The organism is Vibrio sp. Of14-4, from assembly GCF_022347625.1.
In the GTDB taxonomy this organism is placed as follows: Bacteria; Pseudomonadota; Gammaproteobacteria; order Enterobacterales; family Vibrionaceae; genus Vibrio; species Vibrio pristinus.
The window spans coordinates 24,094-41,490 of the sequence record NZ_JAKRGI010000002.1; the positions used below are offsets into that span (position 1 = coordinate 24,094).

Consider the following 17,397-nt stretch of genomic DNA (forward strand, 5'->3'; position numbering starts at 1 on the left):
AAGCTCCGTTTATGATCACGGAGCTTTCAAGCTTAAAACAAGGTTAACTTTGACTTGCCGCAATCAGAGCCTCATTCTCTATCACCTGAGACCATATATCCATCAAGACTAAATGCTCAAATGGCCTCCAGCGCATTGCCGGAATATTTAACACCGCATAGAGTTGAGCACTCACATCATGCCAATACTTGTCGCTAAGATAGGTATCTCTATTAACCGATTCAGTGAGATAAGTTCGATGGCCTTGCCCCATTTGTAAAAACCAGTCTACGGGGAAACGTTCGTCGTAGTGAGGCAAAGATTGAGCCCAAGACTGAGAAGATAGGTACCAATATGGCTTACTAAGATAAGCGTTATACATGGGGCCATAAAGACTACTAGGCCAAATACGTTGCTGCCAAGATACGGGTAGGAAGTGTAACTTCTGTTGTTGTCGCAACTCATATTGAAAGCGAAAAACAAAATCTCCGAGCATCACCCAAGCTTTATGCGTATCCATACTAGAAATAATTTCTCTTATCGAGCGGTACATATAAGGTAATGCTTGCTGAGCAGTCAAGCTCTCAGGGATCCCTTCAAGCACATCAATTAGCAATGGCATATCCTTTTCAATGATCTGCAGAGATGGGTTGCCTAAATAGGGTAACGCATAATAACGATCTTCATTTCTATGCTGCCATTGTGTCCACAGGTTTAGGTAAGGCTCATCAAGCTCGGCTTCCGACCAAGCATACCTGTAGTGCTGCTCAAGATAGTCTTGAGTATCAATTGTCACTAGAGGTTGATTTAATCTTTTGAGCAGAGGATCTTTAGTTTCATCAAATAACACCTCTCGACCTTGGTAAACATTGCAGCTATATATTCCACACACCAGCTGTCCTTCGTCCACCATAAATCGACCCGTTGCTAATTCCTGAACTGTTGCAGGGCGCTGCATGATTTGCAGTGAAAAGTTGTTGATTGCTATGCTTCTTGCTCTTTGATATAGGCTCTGATGGTAAATAAGAAGATCATCACTGGCGATAACTGACTGAATAGCCTCATCGATTGCGGCTTTTTGCTGCTCCAGTAAAACTCGTCGCCAACTTGATATATGAGCCATAGCCTGATCGACCATTTTTGTTTTATAGGCAAAAAAATCGCTTCTCGCTTGCTCATTTAGTTGGCTTCTTCCTACACCAATAACCATTAAGTTCTGAATCAAAGATTGATAAGTGCAATCCCTCAGTCGTTGAGTTTCGGTTAAGCTGGTACTCATATTCGATTGTAAGTTGCTTTCGATCAAATGGCGTTCATTGATACACGCTCGCTCTCCAAAATCATGAGTTAAGTGATCAGTCGAGTTATAGTGATTGAGCATAAGATGCATGTATTCGGAATCCATTTGGGCGAAGGTGTCATCTAACACTTTTTCAATTTCAAGTACCTTTGCACTGAATGTCGCATCGTAATGCAGCATATGTACACTGATAATCCTTTTCGCAAGCTCGTTAGTATGGTTCTTCAGCTGCTGATACTGCTGGTATACATGAGTTGCTGTCGCTCTATTAATGAGGGTTTCAGGATTATCGTTGGCATACGTATAGTGACCTAAGCTGGCAAATCGCTCAAGGCGCTTTTGAGGGCTGTCCATATGAGAGAGAGTATCGTAATAGCTAACAGCAAAGCCAATAAAAGGAATCGGCTCTAAGGTCACCGCAAGCCTGTCTAGTGCTGTTGCTGAATCATCCCACATAGTTCTGACTAATCTGTCATACCAAGGGATTAAAGTAATGACATCAAGACCTGCAGATAGACCTTCCGCCACGCCGTGTAGCAGTTGCCGACTCAAAGTACGCTGTGCAAGACGTTGAAACTGACTCTTCCTTGTATTGGATGCCGTGCCTACAGCTTGGGTATTCTCACTAATGGCAACAGCTAGACCGGACCAAGCCCGACTTCCTGACAGAGTGTTGTCCTCTGGAAAAACCAAACTCGGGATTTGTTCAATCGCAGAAAGCGACTGAGCATTTTGTAAACTCGATGAAAACTCGGTATCAAGCCTAGACAGCCAAGTTTCTTCCTGCTCTATTTGGCTACTCAATAGATCACATCGTTGGCCTGCCTGAGCCTGAAATAAGAAAAAAGACAATAGTGCCGTTAGGTAGTATCGGTATCTCATTACAAACTCCAGCATTTTTTCAACTGAGGAAGCGGTTTTTCTGACAAAAGAGTGACGTCCTGCTTCAGAGCAAGGTCTGCCCATGCCTGTTTTAACTGAAACGGATGTATTCTGGCATGGGACGCAAGCTCACTGGTATGATTGACCATAAGTGAAGTGCCTTGCTCTGAAATATGCTCAGCCAGCTTAATCGCATTAATTTCGTTATTCGGGGCAAATAAAGCAATATTGCTCGCTTGGCTAAGCGTTGTAAGCCCTTCTCCCACGACCTCATTTGTACCAATCGACACAAACTTCACCTCAACGTTAGGATTGTTCGCTGCACTGGCAATCGCCTTTTGCTGTAGTTCACGCACAAACCTTTTTTTGCCGTAGGAGAGGCGTCTAAACTCATCACCTTCAAGAATAATGAGATCACTGTCTGTTGCTTGGGCGATATCAATGACATTCTTTACATCTCGGTTAAGCCTAGGGCTAGTGTTGTGGTCTCCAAACACACTCGAGCTCATTACCACTAACGGGCTATCAGAGTTATCTAAGTAAGATGTGGTTGTATGGGTGCGTTCTGCCAAAGCACTGACTTTTCCGGGACGTCGACGAAGCATAGACGTACTGCGACTACCTAGGCTAGGTGAATCAACATGCTGGTAAGGAAGCATACTACTCGGCCAGTACATATCTCGAGTAGGCACTCCTAATTCCTTGGCCAAATGATATTCTGTTACAGGTTTTTCCTTTTTCAGTAGAGCAAGGTTCGTTTTTACCTCTTTGTAATCAGCTTGTGAGACTTGTCCTTGCTTCTTGGCTTGATACCAAAGCTCACCATAACTTTCTCGGCGCTCTATTGAACGTTGACGTGTAATAGTAGGCTTTTTTATTTCTGCGGCTGCTTCCTTATTTCGATAAGCAATGCCTGTCGCTTCAAATTCTTTACGTGCGAGCTGAAATTCAACACGTTCACCCTGCCTAAAACTCACCCCTTGTTCATCTACGCCATCGATAGGCGCAACATGTGACACAGCACGTACTCCAGTGGGTAAACCGCCGGAAAGGTAATCTCGAGCATGTACCAGCTCATGGCCTAACGCGACAGAAGGCCTGATTGTTTCTGTCGAACCAGGAATAACAACTTCTACATTAGGATTAAAGTAAATACGCGCTGGCACTCCAAGCCCATTTGATTGATTAGCCATATAAGAAGCATCCGCGATAAGAGGCTCAGTAACAAAGCTTTTACTTTCGGTTCCCTCCGTTATCACGACATGGATATTCTTCAGCACACTTTCAGGAGCCGCTTCCCTAGAGTATGGCAGGGCTCTTAGCTGGTTTGGTAAAGGTAACGGATGGTAATGTGAGACCTGGTTTAGTAAAGACCTGCCCGTGGAAGTGCTTTTAATCTGCTCAAGCAACCTTGCTATATTAGCAATATAGTCTTGGGATGAACTTTGTACATAGATACCCTTTTCAATTTTAAATAGATAGCCTTTAGAATCACCAATATCGATTATATTTTTGCCATCTGGCGGACCATAATATAATGTAGCTAATGAATTAACCGAATAAAAAAATAATAAAGTGGTAAGTAACACTCGCATCTTATATGTCTCTTTATTTTATTATCTATATATATTTCAAGGATATTAATAGTTGATAGATAACAATTTATTAAGACAAATAATAAAATATCCACAGTATTAATAACCAGATTTAAGATAATGACTTTTAATTTTTTTCGTATTTTCTTATATGATACTTTTTAATCTATCTAATAGGCATAGTAAACATTATATGTATTTTGCTTTAAAAATAGCCATGAAAATTTGACCTTGATCATTTTAAAATCAAAAAACGTAATAAACATGCAAATATTAAGGCTTTTAGTACACTATTTAATCTAATAAAGCACTGATAATTAATGGTATTTTTGTCAATAATAAATTATGGTAGTATTAAAATTTATACATACATAAAAGGCTAATTTCAGGTATACTTATGAGTATTAGTTTCATTGGGTGGGTAATTGTTAACTAAAGGGTATGTATGAGTTTTGTTATTTTTTCTTTATTGCTAATATTTTTATTTACAGCCAAAGCTTTAAAATGGAGAAAAATATTTTTTATTTCATTACTGATGTTTTCTTCTCTATTTTTCCTTATAGGAACAGGTATTATTCCTAGCTATTTACTGTCTACATTACAAGAACAGTATCAGGTAAAACATAAAGTAAAATGGTCGGACAATAATGCCATCGTTTTACTCGGTGCTGGTACACAATTTATTGAAAGAAGTAATAACTTTGAACCAAGCTTCTTTTCCTTTGGACGAATACATGAAACTGCAGCACAATACTACGACTGCGCCGTACAAGATTCAATATGTAAGATCATCATTAGCGGTGGGGATGCACAAGGAAACGGTGTTACTGAAGCTGATATCTATAAAAAAGAACTATTAAGACTCGACATCCCTGTACAAGACATCATTTTGGAAGCGGACAGCGTCAACACTTGGAAAAATGCTCAGTTCACTTCAGTACTTCTTAACCAACAACAAACAGAAACTGTGGTGTTAGTCTCTTCTGGCTTACATATGAAACGAAGTCAGCTCTACTTTAAGCACTTCGGGGTTAACACGTTGCCTGTAAGGGCTGATTATATGGACGCAAGGGTTTCTACCATACCGCTTTGGTACAACTTCGCCGTTACTGATTTTGCGCTACATGAATATACCGGTATAGCTCGTTATCATTGGTACAATTTCATGGGATGGAACGCCACTCAAGAACAGCCAGGTGATGTATAGCGTATATCTGTCACTTGCCTATAATACGCTAGCAAATGAAGCTCGCTTTTTTAAACACTCTACGCCGACTCATTGACTGAATTAAACTGTAGGGCGACCAGCCGCTGATACAACTCACAGCGATTAAGTAGCTGCTTATGGTCGGCAATATCGACTAATTTACCCTGCTCTAACACCGCTATCTGGTCAGCATGTTGAATAGTCGATAGTCGATGAGCAATAATGACCGTTGTTCTATTTTGCATCAAAGCATCAAGCGCCTGTTGAATATGGTGTTCACTCTCACTATCTAGTGCACTGGTTGCTTCATCAAGTAGTAGTATCTCTGGATCCTTAAGAATAGCTCGTGCTATTGCGAGACGCTGACGTTGCCCACCAGAAAGACGAACGCCTCGCTCACCAAGGAAGCTATTATAGCCATCAGGTAATTTAAGGATAAAATCATGCGCATGCGCTTTTTTCGCTGCATTAATCACTTCTTCATCCGTAGCGTCCGGCTTACCATACCGAATGTTATAAAATACATCTTGACTAAACAAAGCGGGCTGTTGAGGAACAATCGCCATTTTTTGACGTAAAGCGTTAAGATCCAAATCACGAATATCGGTACCGCCAAGTGTTATTGAACCATACTGCGGATCATAGAACCTCTGTAATAATTCAAATAATGTTGTCTTTCCTGCCCCTGAATGCCCTACTAGCGCCACTACCTGACCTTTCTTTACCGTTAGCGTTAGCTTTTCAATAGCAGGTTGTTCCGGTCTCGATGGATAAGAAAAAGTGACATCATCAAATCTAAGCTCGGTAGATAAGCAAGCTACATTCGTTGGGGGCTTACTCGGGAAGGTAATTTGGCTCTCAACTTGAAGAAGTTCAATCAATCTCTCCGTTGCTCCCGCGGCTCTTTGCAGCTCGCCCATCACTTCGGATATGTTTGCCAACGACGATGCGACCATAACCGAATAGAAAACAAACGCTGCTAGGTCTCCACCTGAAATAGTGCCATTGATCACATCGTTGCCACCCACCCATAGCATACCTGCAATAGCACTGAATACAATTAAGATAACACCTGAGATAAGAATGGCCCTTTGTTTCACTCTGCGGCGACCGATATCATAGGCTTGTTCTACTTCGATAGCGAAAGCATGACTTTCTAAATTCTGCCTTCCATAACTTTGAACTGTTTTAATCTGCTCTATCGCTTCACCTGCATAGCTTCCGACATCAGCAATAGAGTCCTGACTTTGTCGAGAAAGTCTTCTAACTCGCTTACCGTAAACAAGAATAGGTAGAATGATAACAGGGACAGAGATCAGAACAATCAGAGTTAACTTAATATTGGTCGCAAACAACATAATAATGGCGCCTAAGCACATAAGAGCACTACGCATAGCCATTGAAAGTGATGACCCAATGATACTTTGCAGCAATGTGGTATCTGTTGTTATTCTGGCCATTATGTCGCCGCTTCCGTGAGTTTCAAAGTAACTAGGATGCAGTGTTATAACATGATTAAATACCGCGAGACGTATGTCTGCACTCACTCTCTCCCCAACACTAGACACTAGGTAAAAACGAAAGAATGTACCGAGTGAAATCAATGACGTGACCAATAGAATAAAACCGATGGCCACATTTAGTGCTTCTCCAGATTGCTGGGCAAAACCCTGATCAATAAGTAGTCGAATTCCTTGGCCAACAGATAATGTTAGGCATGCGGTCATGACTAAAGCCAGTAACGCAGCCGAAACTTTCCAGCGATATGGACGAATAAATTGTATTAACTCGACCAATATATGCAAAGAACGCCGTTCAGTCATGGTTGAACGGCTTGATGAAAGATGAGAAGTTGACTGATTCAAGTCTGGCTGATGAGCGCCACGCATAATACCGCCTAATAAATTGGGAGTTTGGTTAAAAGCTCAGATTTGTCTTTTGCTCGGCTTGTAGCAAAAGATTAACACTGCTCAGTACCGCCAGCCAATCAATTTGAAGCAAAGGTTTGTACAGTTAGCACAACAGAACAGAGTTAGTTACCGGCCAATTGATTTAAGAATCTGAGCTGCTGGCGCTCATGGTCTGTCATTTGATAAGCTTCATCGGTAAGGGAGTCCGTGTCAAAACTCCCTAGTGGGAAACGTTCAGGGCTAGCATTACCATACATGGCCTTCTCTCCTGGGAAGCCCGACATACGTTCTATAATGATATCGCCCAATTCATAATTGGATCTTCCACTTGGCAACACTCGTTTATATGCTTTAAGCTCTATTGTCTGTAACCCTTCCAACAAGTGCTCTTTTTCAACTAAGGACGCTAAAGCAATACCATCCGTTTTATACAAGTTAGCCCTAAGACGAAATATGCCTGCTTTCTTGATGTCCAAATCAACGGGGATCACTAAATCTGGACCTTTTGCGAAACTCGGAGATACCGAATCGATACTCGCCACAGAATGATACAAACGCACATCAGCACTAATAACATCATAGCCTCTACTGAAATCGATTCTGGCCACCAACCTCAACTCTTGGGGCCAAGTTTTAGAGGGTATAATGTGCCACTTCCCATCATCAATATCCAAAGAAGCCAAGGACACCTGAGTATTTATATCAACTACATCTAGTGTGGCTGTTTGAACCACTTCATTGCTCACTAACTCCACCTGAATCGCTTCAGGATAAAAGTAGCGAAACTTCTCAGCCACTAGCGCTGCGGTCGTTTGTCCATTTAAAACAGGAACCTCTATGGGTATAAACTGATTCCAATATTGATACGCACTATTTTTAATCGGTTGGGAATAGGACGGAAAACTGAGTTCATCTTCATGACGAAATGCGACATTGTGCCAGTTGAGTTGTACATTTTTAACTGCTATCGCTTGATGAGGGGTGGTTGAGTCAATATCTAATGATAGCTGACTAACATCAGTCTTAGCCACCACTCTACTAGATTGAGCGATATCGGCTTCATCACCCAAGTCAATGTCAAGCCACAGCAATACACCACCCAAAGTAACAACAGCCGACAGCACGCCAATTTTTCTTACCAAAGCAGTCATCTCAAATGTCCAACAAATAGGTACACGTTTCCCACCCCCAAAAATCAGTGAAGGTTGGCCACGATTTCAGACATGGTTCTGCTATCTGAACCCTCAACGTAGAGATACTTATTTCGCCACCATTTACTTTCTTGATAGGTTTCGACTCCCACACTTTGTCCATTAGCAAGAGAGATCTCATTGATACTCGATGTCAATTTACCCTTGTACTCAGCTTCAACCACATCACTATGACTATAACCATCTCCCATCAGCACAGGATAATGAGCTGGCATAAACTCTGAGACTCCATTGGACTGTCGTTCGACTTTGCCATTCATCGCTAAACTGGACGAGCAACTGTTGAAACTACCGACCCTGAGAGCCCCACATGCAGAATGTGCAGCAACAACTCCATCATCATTACCTGGCAAAAATACCGACGTTGCTTTGTAGTATTCTGTACCATTACCTATAAAACGAATCCTAGGAATCCGATTGTCTGACAAGCTCGCTATATTTCGTGCATTAGACACCCTCAGATCATTGAGCACGCCAGTATTAGTTTGATTGGGTATCTCGCCAAGCCATAACGAAATAGCGTAACGCATAGCACGATTGGCTAGGCCACCTCCTTCCACAACATTCATAATAATATCGGCAAGCTCGGAGCCTCCTCCCGCACCTGCAAAATCATAGGTTGCAACAATATTAAGAGGTTCAAGCCCCGCATTTAACAGCCAGTTCTCTTGATTGTCGAGTATGTAGCGCGCGATAAGGTCGCCTGCAGAGTGGGTGACTAAGATACATCCAGACTGGCAAACTCCATTACGCGACAGCTCTTGTAACTTGGGCCATACATATTGACTGGAAATTTTTCCTTCAATGCGCTCATGAGAAGGCCAATCTATACGGGCATCGGCATATTGAAGCCAATATTCTTTCCAAGAATCTTCTCCATCTCTCTCGACCTGAGCTCTATCGGGTTTTGACTGTAATTGATCTGACTGAAAACCATGAATGAGTATTACAGGGTAATTTCCTATCGCTGCATAGCCTAAGGTAGAAAATACTACTGATAATACCAATATGATGATATTTGCCACTATCTTCATGATAAAGCGCACCTTTTATGTCCTGAATATGATGTAGATTGCCATTTAGTTACGAGCAAAATTCACAACATCGAAACGCCTTTGCTGGTCTTTTAGTGTTAGTTGTCAGTTGGTTTTTATGCAACAACCCCGATAGTCGCTTTTGTACCGAGTTAAAAAAACAGTATTAATATTTACTCTTTATTCATTTAAGCCCACAAAATACACATCATTAAAATTTACTATTATCATTTAATGTCGAAATGTCATGTTTTAATGCTAAGTGAATCGACTTTTTATCAACTAACTATCCCCATAAAGTGCACCATTATGTGTCATTCTCACCTAACTCAGTCTTGTTATCAGTTTGAAACTTTCACTATTGACTCAAAACCCATTAGAACCCTAGTATTGGCCATAATCAGGCGATTTAAGGAATAAAGATGTCAGGATATAGAGTTAGTTGGGCGATTGCCGGACTGGGTAAAATAGCCCACAGGTTTGCCGAGGATCTAACCAAGTATGTTGCAAATGGGTACTTATACGCGGTTGCTTCTCGATCAGAAAAACGATCGCAAATGTTTGCTGAACACTACGACGCAGAAAAAGCCTACGCCTCTTATCAAGATCTGGCAAACGATCCGAATGTTGACGCCGTTTACATCGCAACCATCCATCCTTTTCATTATGACATAGCCAAGTTATTTTTAAGTGCCGGCAAACACGTCTTGGTGGAAAAGCCCGCTTTTACAACAGTAAAAGATTGGGATGAAATGCAGAGCCTAGCCTCTGAAAAGGAAGTGCTCTTAATAGACGCGATGAAGTCAGTTGCTTTCCCTGCGTATCAGAGTCTGCGTCAATTTATCAGGCAAAACCACATCGAAATCACATCGATTGAGGCAGCTTTCGGCAACTGGCACGAGTTTGATACCAAGCAACAAATATTCAATCCCGACTTGTGCGGCGGAGCCACTCTAGATGTAGGAGTATACCCATTGTGGTTATATGTTGACATATGTCACCTGACTGGCTCAGATGTATTCCCTCCCAAAGTCAACTATTGGCAGGACAACCCAGAATCTGAGGTCGATGAAACTATCGAGTTCAGCTTTAAACAAGGTATAAAGGGTAATATTAAAGCTTCAATTACTCAAAATTTAGAGCGCCGTGCCATTATACTAGGCCCAGAGATCAAGATTATCATCCACGAAAAGTGGTGGAACCCAACCAAAATTGATGTGTTCTACAAAGGGGAGCACAGAGTGATATCCCCTGCCATCATGGGGGGAGGTTTTGAACATGAAGCAACTCATATCTCAGAATTAATTATCAATAATGAAACCAGCTCGCCACTAATTACAGCTAAGACAAGTCGAAAAGTTATCGATATTATGGAACAAACTCTAAGAGGCCAAGGGTTGGGAAAACTCTTAGCAAGAGCAGATTAAAAACTTTAGAGAGGCTATAACGCCTCTCTGTCTTAAAGATAAGCGAACTTGAAAGTTAGATCTCGTAAAACCACGTGTCTTGCTGCAAGTCAAGTAGCTCAGGTTGGCCTTTTTCAAGTTGATATAAATGAAACTGACTTAGCGGGGGTGAATAAACATGTAATGTGACCAAAGGTTTATCATCTGCCTGTAAATTGGAAATTTGATGAATGTCATTATCCATACTCACTGTCACACTTCCCTCTCGGTGATGTGTTGATTGAGCCGCATAAATGTAACCATTGTCAGCCGTTTCAAATAGGGTTTCTGTGGCCTCCCCCTTGAGCACACGAACACCACAAGCTGTATTGAGATGATCATGAATCTTACTTCTTTGACCATTCAGCCAGCTCAAAATCAACACTTCACAGTGCTGATTCTTAAATAAACGCTTGCGACAATAATTCTCTTCATCAAAACTTGCTAATGATTTTATTTCATCATCTTGCAAATCGACATGCTCTAGTATGAAACGAATTGTTGCTAGCGACAACGGTTTGTTCACTAACTGAATCTGTTCGATAAAAGACGCAAAACTGAGCCTAAAGTCACTATCAAGCAATGCAGCCAGTGCTGGAGCTGGTAAGGTCATTGTCTGTGGATTTAGCAAGATTCCCTCCCCATCGAAGTCTTAATGTTGCTTTATTGTTACTAAATGATGATGTAATAGACATGTCGATGTATCAAAAGTGCAAAAAAGAGTTCAATTTGGTGATTTTAATCGGAAAATTATAGTAATAAACAGAAATAACACTTACCTAAAAAGTTCATAGAAATATTGGCCGAACATAATACCTTCAAACACACACTGAATTAGGCGTAACCTTTACCGTCAGCGAATGATAAATCATTTTTCTAAGCCAAATATGACTCGGGTCCGTTGCCTTTCTTTTGTGCCAAATCGCATCAAAATTAAACGAATCAATGTGAAATGGCGGCCTAAACAGAGTCAATTCTGATTGCTTTTCCAATGTTCCTAATGTCCTCTTAGCTACCGTTAGTATCAAGTCCGTACCTCTCACTAACTCGCCAGCGATACTCGAATGAGGAAGGATCACACTTATATTGCGCTTATGTCCAATTTTACTTAGAGAGTTATCAATTTCATTATCAACACCCTCTTTAAGAGCGATAAGAAGGTGAAAACGAGACAACCACGCTGATAAACTTAAATAGCCACAATCAGGAAGTGTTGACTTATCGGCAACACAAATAAACTCATCTTCAAACAGTGTTTCTGTTTGAAGTTCCTTATCTATATCTGGAAAGACCCCAAAGGCGATATCGCACTCACCATCCATAACACTGGCTATCATTGCCTCTCTACTGCCCTGCTTTATAATAAATTTTATGTTGGGAGCAATTGCCCGTATTTGAGACAATAAGTTGGGTAAAAGCACCCTAACACCATAGTCTGACATCGCAATACGGAAAGTTCGATTGGCTAGCCTTGGCGAAAACTCTGGTGGTTCAAACAAAGTGGTCAATTGAGCGAGAGCTTCTTCTAAAGGCTGGAGAAGCTCTTCGGCTTTCGACGTTAATTCCAGTTTCCCCGCTCGACGGATCAAAAGAGGGTCATCAAAGGTTTTTCGTAAATAGGCCAAAGAGTGACTAACCGCAGGCTGACTTTTACTGAGCCGAATTGCAGCACGAGAAATATGCTTTTCAGACAGCAGTGCCTGTAAGGTTACTAAGTGATTGAGGTCAACTCGTCTTAGGTAATTCATATTTGGGCTTGTAAACGGCATTATTACTTAACTCATTGTACAGTATAAAAAAACAAACTTACTTTCAATTCACCTATCGCCGTATGAGCTGTAGTTTGGGCGCACTCCAAATTTTTATAGAGTGGGTATGCTTGGCTCCGTTATCCTCCAAAATTAGGCTGAAAACCAGGCGTAAGCAGGTACTCAAAACGCGCTGTCGGCGTCGTTCCAAACTACTCATAGATAATGCAACGCTCTTCATCACTGATAATGGATTTCGCTTCAGGGCGCTTTTCTATAGTGCCAAAAGGCAGTTGAGCTATCATTTTCCAAGTACTAGGAATATTCCACTCTTGCGCAACACCCTGATCAATAATTGGGTTGTAATGTTGTATAGAAGCACCTATATTCTCGGCGGCTAAAGCTGCCCAAACTGATAGCTGCGCCATACCATTAGCTTGTTCAGACCAACTTTCCATGCTGTCAGAGTCGTCAGGATAGCGTTGCTGTAACTGTTTAATCACTTCAATATCTTCAAAAAAGAGAACCGTACCAAAGCCAGATGCAAAACATGCATCAATTTTTGACAGACTTATATCTAGTGCGTCAGACGCCTGAACCTTACTTAGCTCATATTTAACCAGAGCCCAAAGTTTGCAGTGGTGGTTACCGAATAGAACGACAACACGTGTACTTTGAGAATTAAATACCGAAGGCGACAACTTAATCGCTCTATTAACCAGATCGGAGATATATCGCTTAGGGAGAGTGACACAGTTGCCCAAGTAATATACAGAACGTCTCCTTTCGAGCTGGAGCAGAAATGAATTTTTCATTAGCATTCCCATGTTAATATTCTTTTAATGATAATTGTTCTTCTTTCTCTATAGGGAGCAATATTGCTTTATTCATTTAACCTAGGAAAGTCATTCTTATCGCAATAGCCATAGCTAAATCATGGAGTTTGGTTCATCTAACCAGCAAGCTTAATAATAAATGAACCTGAATTTTTAATACAAACAGTATGCATCAACTTCAAGTAGCTAAGTATCACAATAGAAATTCTCGGTTTTAATAAAGTGTCTTCATTTACTAACTTATACCATATGATCATAACCATCAGCATAAGAATTGAAGTGCTTAAAGAATTTTGATGCATATTATTTACTGTAATCATTTCTCCATGGTCATTCTCACACAATTTTTCGCTCAATTGAAATTCGTATGACGAATGAAATTAAGAAAAAACTTCTTCCTTATTCACATAATGAATATTTATCCAAAAAAATCAACATGTTTTGTACAGACTAACTCCTTTAAGCCTAGTAAGTCAACTTATTAGATACCATAACAATTGCATATTTAAATCAATAATAAGTCAATTAAGACATTATAATTAAGGCTTAATAATAAGGTATTAAAAAGTAATAATAATAATTAAAAACAAGCATGGGATTAATTTTAATATTAAATAAAGATTAATGTTAAAATTAATTAAAAATATAATATTATTTACAAAAGATATTACCATTTTATAGATTTCTATTTTATGTATATACTTATGGGTGACCATTATCATATAAATTTCGTAAGTTAGACTGTACATTGAGATATATCATATATTTTTCACAAGTTAGCCTTTGTGAAAATGTGTAAATAAGGAAAAGAATAAACTAACTATTACTTTATGTGGAAATGTTTAGTAGTCTATCCATAGATATTAAAGGCATATGATCCAAAGAGTAAAGACTATGACCAAAACAGCAGTCATCACAGGTGCTAGCCGTGGTATTGGGAACACCATATCTCACTACCTTGCTAAGCAAGGCTATAATTTAGTGCTACTCGCTCATAACACTGAGAACCTAAAGAAACTCAGTTCTGAGCTCAGTATAGCGTTTCCCGCTCTCTCTATAAGAACATTTAGCATAGATTTTTCTCATCCAGAAAAAGTAGACACATCAATTCAAGCCATTTTAGCCGATCTGAATTCCATCGATATACTTGTCAGTAGTGCTGGTGTATTGGAAGCTGGCCACATTGATATTTCTACCTCTCAACTCATCAATCTAGTTAATGTTAATCTCACTTCGACCATGATTGTATGTAATGCAGTGGCACAAAAAATGTGCAATCAAAAATATGGGGAAATATACAATCTTGGCTCAACAGCAGGTTTATCACCTGTATCGAAAATTGCGGCTTATTCAGCCACTAAGTCTGCAATAGTAAGCTATAGCCAATCTCTATATGAGGAGCTTTTGCCCTATAACATAAAGGTATGTTGCTTGTGCCCGAGTGTCGTCGATACTGACATGACTAATGACGGTCGCATTGATAATGCGCTTAAAATTGAAACAGCAGATGTTACCAAAGCAATGGACTTTATTCGTCAGCTGTCTTCAGGAGCCGCGATGTCAGTTTTGCCTATACGGTGTAAAGTGATTGATTTGGAGAGATAGAGACAAAAAAGGGCTACTCAAAGTAGCCCTTTAAAATGGGAGATATAAAATTAGCGACTTTGAAGCTCATCAAAAATCGCTTCTGCGTCAACAACGCCCCCAGAGATAGATAAAGTACTAAATGGCACTAAATCTTCAGGGGTTGTTGGGTTTTTAACTAAAAGTTCGGGATAAGTACGAGCCTTAGTCATCAATAGTTCTTTTAGCTCAACTGCAGATAAATCAGGGTAATGAGACCATACCATAGCTGCTACTCCTGAAACGACTGGTGCTGCCATACTAGTACCACTATATGTGGAATAAGTATTGTCAGGTGTCGAAGAGAGAACTCGATACCCAGGGGCAAATACATCAACCGTTTCCTGACCGTAGTTACTAAAGCTCGCGACAAGGGCATCATCAGCATATTTTGCTGAAGCCCCGATATCCATCCATGTTGAAATAGGTTTGGACCACTGATGTTTTGCAAATCTATTTGGGAAGCTTGGTTTGACATCATTATCATTACGGCTGTTACCTGCCGAGTGAACGATTAGAACACCTTTACGGGCAGCATAGCGAAACGCGTGATCAACAACAAACTTTCGTGGAGAGTAACTCTTACCAAAACTCATGTTGATTATCTTTGCTCCGTTATCGACCGCATAACGAACAGCATTAGCAATGTCTTTGTCCCTTTCGTCACCATTTGGCACCATGCGCACTGCCATTATCTGAGCGTACTGGGCGATACCATCAATACCAATTCCATTTCGGCGTTCAGCAGCAATAATTCCAGCAACATGTGTACCGTGCGATCCAACTGGACCTTTTACATCGTTATTACCGTAACCTTTTTCCCACGCATTATCGATATCATCCAAAACAATGTCTTTGCGTGTATCAAGCTCTAAGTTGTAGTGATAATCGAGGGAAGTTTGGTAGCGAACCTTACGAGACTCGAGATAATCGAATGAATACCATGACTCAAACACAGCCAACAAGCCCTTCGCCGCCTCCACCACTTCTGGGTTTGAGTTCGTCAGTAGTATTTGTAAACCATCGACAGTAAAATCTTTATGCTCAACCAACTCTAGAATAGCGGCTTTAAAACCATTAGCTTCTTCTGAGGCTTTAACCACTTTATCAAGTAAATTTTGATAATTAGACACAGAGCTTTGATAGTCAGCCTCTACACCTTTGTAATATTCGAGCATTTTTGGTGGAATCCACTCTTGCTCTGCAACCATCTCAAGATACTTCTTGTATTCTCTGGTAACCTCTAAGGTATCTTGATCTACGTTTACACCCAAAGAGTTACCCAAAAAGTTCCAGCCATGAATATCATCGATGTAACCATTTCCATCATCATCGATGCCATTACCTGGTATCTCATCTTTGTTTGTCCACAGCTTGTTTTTTAAATCCTCATGCTCAATATCAACACCAGAATCGAGTACCGCAACAATCACTGGTTGAGGTTTGAGTGGTGGAAGCATAGATTCATACACATAGTCAGCACCCACACCCTGAAGGTTTGAGTAATTCGCTGACATATTGAACCAGTCGCCTCGTTGCTCTGAAGGCGGAATCATCATACTCATCGGTGAGAAAGCAGCAGGCTTTATCGATTTCTGAGAATGATCTTCAATAATATTTCCCTTCACATCTGTGATAAAGGGACTGGGTTCAACAGTGATACCCGCAGAGACCGACGCCGACGCCATGATAGCGATGGCAAGCGTAGAAAGTTTATATCCATTTTTCATTTTAATTACATCCTATTTAATTAAACGCTTAAAAAGCGAACAAAACGATAAGATGCAAAGAGCATAAAATCATTCATATCATCAATTAAATGATATTAAGATCTCACTATTGTCGGCATTTATCTCTTAAAGTTTGAGATAAATTCTATTGATAGATATGTTTTTATAATTAATAACAGAGAACCTTAAAGAGGCTATTCCATAATACTGTATAACATATGGATAAATATCCTTTGTTTCTACCTCTATGCAGTTCGAAATAATCGTAAAGCATCACATAATTGTATTTTTAACTTGAAGAATATATGGAACGTGCTTAACTAGATTCGACTTAAGTGACTGAATTTTATAATACTGAAATCTGAGGAGCAGGCATGGAGCTTAGACGATCGTTTCAAGAACAAATCCCAAATAACCATTGTTTTGGTTGTGGACCTCAGAATCACCAAGGACTAAAAATTCAAAGCTACTGGAGTGGTGAAAACCAATCTGTATGTGATTTTACTCCATTACCACACCACAGTGCCGGACCTTTACATTTTCTCAATGGTGGCATCATTTCAACCATAATTGATTGCCACTGTGTGTGTACTGCGATTGCCAAAGGCTATTTGATGCGTGATAGAGAGATAGGACAAGGTGAGTTAGTGTGGTTTGCAACTGGGAATTTAGAGGTCAAATTCGCAAAACCGGTTCCAATGGACAGCCACGTTCACTTAGTTGCTTCGATTTCAGAAGCGAAAGAGAGCAAGATTGTACTCTCCTGCGATTTATTTGCCGATGACACTCTGTGCTGTCAAAGTACAATTGTTGCTGTAAAAGTCCCAAACCAATGGTTTGAGCCTAAACAGTAATTCAAAGCAAAAGCCAGAACTTCAGAAGTTACTGGCTTTTTCT

General features: G+C 40.4%; 13 protein-coding genes. 4 read left to right on the forward strand and 9 right to left on the reverse strand.

Annotated features, from left to right (window positions below):
• Positions 1–43: 43 nt before the first annotated feature.
• Entirely contained in the window at positions 44–2,161 is a 2,118-nt protein-coding gene (locus MHN79_RS02350) for a hypothetical protein (RefSeq protein WP_239171551.1), read from the reverse strand.
• A complete protein-coding gene (locus MHN79_RS02355) occupies positions 2,161–3,756 on the reverse strand; it encodes a M91 family zinc metallopeptidase (RefSeq protein ID WP_239171552.1) in 1,596 nt (531 codons plus the stop codon). The genes MHN79_RS02350 and MHN79_RS02355 overlap by 1 nt, the downstream gene beginning before the upstream one ends.
• Positions 3,757–4,201: 445 nt before the next feature.
• Here MHN79_RS02355 and MHN79_RS02360 point away from each other — a divergent pair, with 445 nt between their 5' ends.
• Positions 4,202–4,963, forward strand: coding sequence for a YdcF family protein (locus tag MHN79_RS02360; protein ID WP_239171553.1), 762 nt, complete (start codon positions 4,202–4,204; stop codon positions 4,961–4,963).
• Between the two features lie 59 nt (positions 4,964–5,022).
• On the opposite strand, the gene MHN79_RS02365 is transcribed toward MHN79_RS02360, so the two are convergent.
• The 3 genes from MHN79_RS02365 to MHN79_RS02375 all read right to left on the reverse strand — a co-directional run bounded on the left by MHN79_RS02365 (position 5,023) and on the right by MHN79_RS02375 (position 9,118).
• Positions 5,023–6,786 carry an ABC transporter transmembrane domain-containing protein gene (locus MHN79_RS02365; RefSeq protein WP_239171779.1) on the reverse strand — a complete coding sequence of 588 codons (1,764 nt, stop codon included), beginning with the start codon at positions 6,784–6,786 and terminating at the stop codon, positions 5,023–5,025.
• Between the two features lie 209 nt (positions 6,787–6,995).
• Positions 6,996–8,024, reverse strand: a complete 1,029-nt coding sequence (locus MHN79_RS02370; RefSeq protein WP_239171554.1) for a hypothetical protein — start codon at positions 8,022–8,024, stop codon at positions 6,996–6,998.
• Between the two features lie 44 nt (positions 8,025–8,068).
• Positions 8,069–9,118: a hypothetical protein gene (locus tag MHN79_RS02375; protein WP_239171555.1), complete on the reverse strand. Its 1,050-nt coding sequence runs from the start codon at positions 9,116–9,118 to the stop codon at positions 8,069–8,071.
• Positions 9,119–9,540: 422 nt separating this feature from the next.
• Between MHN79_RS02375 and MHN79_RS02380 the strand changes: the two genes are divergently transcribed.
• Positions 9,541–10,545 carry a Gfo/Idh/MocA family oxidoreductase gene (locus MHN79_RS02380; RefSeq protein ID WP_239171556.1) on the forward strand — a complete coding sequence of 335 codons (1,005 nt, stop codon included), beginning with the start codon at positions 9,541–9,543 and terminating at the stop codon, positions 10,543–10,545.
• Positions 10,546–10,600: 55 nt separating this feature from the next.
• On the opposite strand, the gene MHN79_RS02385 is transcribed toward MHN79_RS02380, so the two are convergent.
• The 3 genes from MHN79_RS02385 to MHN79_RS02395 all read right to left on the reverse strand — a co-directional run bounded on the left by MHN79_RS02385 (position 10,601) and on the right by MHN79_RS02395 (position 13,126).
• Positions 10,601–11,176 carry a cysteine dioxygenase family protein gene (locus MHN79_RS02385; protein WP_239171780.1) on the reverse strand — a complete coding sequence of 192 codons (576 nt, stop codon included), beginning with the start codon at positions 11,174–11,176 and terminating at the stop codon, positions 10,601–10,603.
• Between the two features lie 205 nt (positions 11,177–11,381).
• Entirely contained in the window at positions 11,382–12,332 is a 951-nt protein-coding gene (locus MHN79_RS02390) for a LysR family transcriptional regulator (protein ID WP_205395142.1), read from the reverse strand.
• A gap of 191 nt (positions 12,333–12,523) precedes the next feature.
• Entirely contained in the window at positions 12,524–13,126 is a 603-nt protein-coding gene (locus tag MHN79_RS02395; protein WP_239171557.1) for a nitroreductase family protein, read from the reverse strand.
• A gap of 915 nt (positions 13,127–14,041) precedes the next feature.
• On the opposite strand from MHN79_RS02395, the gene MHN79_RS02400 reads away from it, so the two are divergent.
• The gene (locus MHN79_RS02400; RefSeq protein ID WP_239171558.1) at positions 14,042–14,752 is read left to right on the forward strand and encodes an SDR family NAD(P)-dependent oxidoreductase; all 711 of its coding nucleotides are present in this window, start codon (positions 14,042–14,044) and stop codon (positions 14,750–14,752) included.
• A 50-nt stretch (positions 14,753–14,802) separates the two neighbouring features.
• Here the strand turns inward: MHN79_RS02400 and MHN79_RS02405 are convergent, their stop codons facing one another.
• Complete coding sequence (locus MHN79_RS02405; protein WP_239171559.1) at positions 14,803–16,500, reverse strand: S8 family peptidase; 1,698 nt, start codon at positions 16,498–16,500, stop codon at positions 14,803–14,805.
• A 374-nt stretch (positions 16,501–16,874) separates the two neighbouring features.
• Here MHN79_RS02405 and MHN79_RS02410 point away from each other — a divergent pair, with 374 nt between their 5' ends.
• Entirely contained in the window at positions 16,875–17,354 is a 480-nt protein-coding gene (locus MHN79_RS02410) for a hotdog domain-containing protein (protein ID WP_239171560.1), read from the forward strand.
• Positions 17,355–17,397 lie beyond the last annotated feature (43 nt).

What these genes read in the sequence shown, in the direction of transcription:
- MHN79_RS02360 (WP_239171553.1), top strand. Translation starts at nt 4,202, where the DNA reads ATGAGTTTTGTTATTTTTTCTTTATTGCTAATATTTTTATTTACAGCC.
- MHN79_RS02365 (WP_239171779.1), bottom strand. Translation starts at nt 6,786, where the DNA reads ATGACTGAACGGCGTTCTTTGCATATATTGGTCGAGTTAATACAATTT.
- MHN79_RS02395 (WP_239171557.1), bottom strand. Translation starts at nt 13,126, where the DNA reads ATGAAAAATTCATTTCTGCTCCAGCTCGAAAGGAGACGTTCTGTATAT.
- MHN79_RS02390 (WP_205395142.1), bottom strand. Translation starts at nt 12,332, where the DNA reads ATGCCGTTTACAAGCCCAAATATGAATTACCTAAGACGAGTTGACCTC.
- MHN79_RS02380 (WP_239171556.1), top strand. Translation starts at nt 9,541, where the DNA reads ATGTCAGGATATAGAGTTAGTTGGGCGATTGCCGGACTGGGTAAAATA.
- MHN79_RS02410 (WP_239171560.1), top strand. Translation starts at nt 16,875, where the DNA reads ATGGAGCTTAGACGATCGTTTCAAGAACAAATCCCAAATAACCATTGT.
- MHN79_RS02385 (WP_239171780.1), bottom strand. Translation starts at nt 11,176, where the DNA reads ATGACCTTACCAGCTCCAGCACTGGCTGCATTGCTTGATAGTGACTTT.
- MHN79_RS02400 (WP_239171558.1), top strand. Translation starts at nt 14,042, where the DNA reads ATGACCAAAACAGCAGTCATCACAGGTGCTAGCCGTGGTATTGGGAAC.
- MHN79_RS02405 (WP_239171559.1), bottom strand. Translation starts at nt 16,500, where the DNA reads ATGAAAAATGGATATAAACTTTCTACGCTTGCCATCGCTATCATGGCG.
- MHN79_RS02370 (WP_239171554.1), bottom strand. Translation starts at nt 8,024, where the DNA reads ATGACTGCTTTGGTAAGAAAAATTGGCGTGCTGTCGGCTGTTGTTACT.
- MHN79_RS02355 (WP_239171552.1), bottom strand. Translation starts at nt 3,756, where the DNA reads ATGCGAGTGTTACTTACCACTTTATTATTTTTTTATTCGGTTAATTCA.
- MHN79_RS02375 (WP_239171555.1), bottom strand. Translation starts at nt 9,118, where the DNA reads ATGAAGATAGTGGCAAATATCATCATATTGGTATTATCAGTAGTATTT.
- MHN79_RS02350 (WP_239171551.1), bottom strand. Translation starts at nt 2,161, where the DNA reads ATGAGATACCGATACTACCTAACGGCACTATTGTCTTTTTTCTTATTT.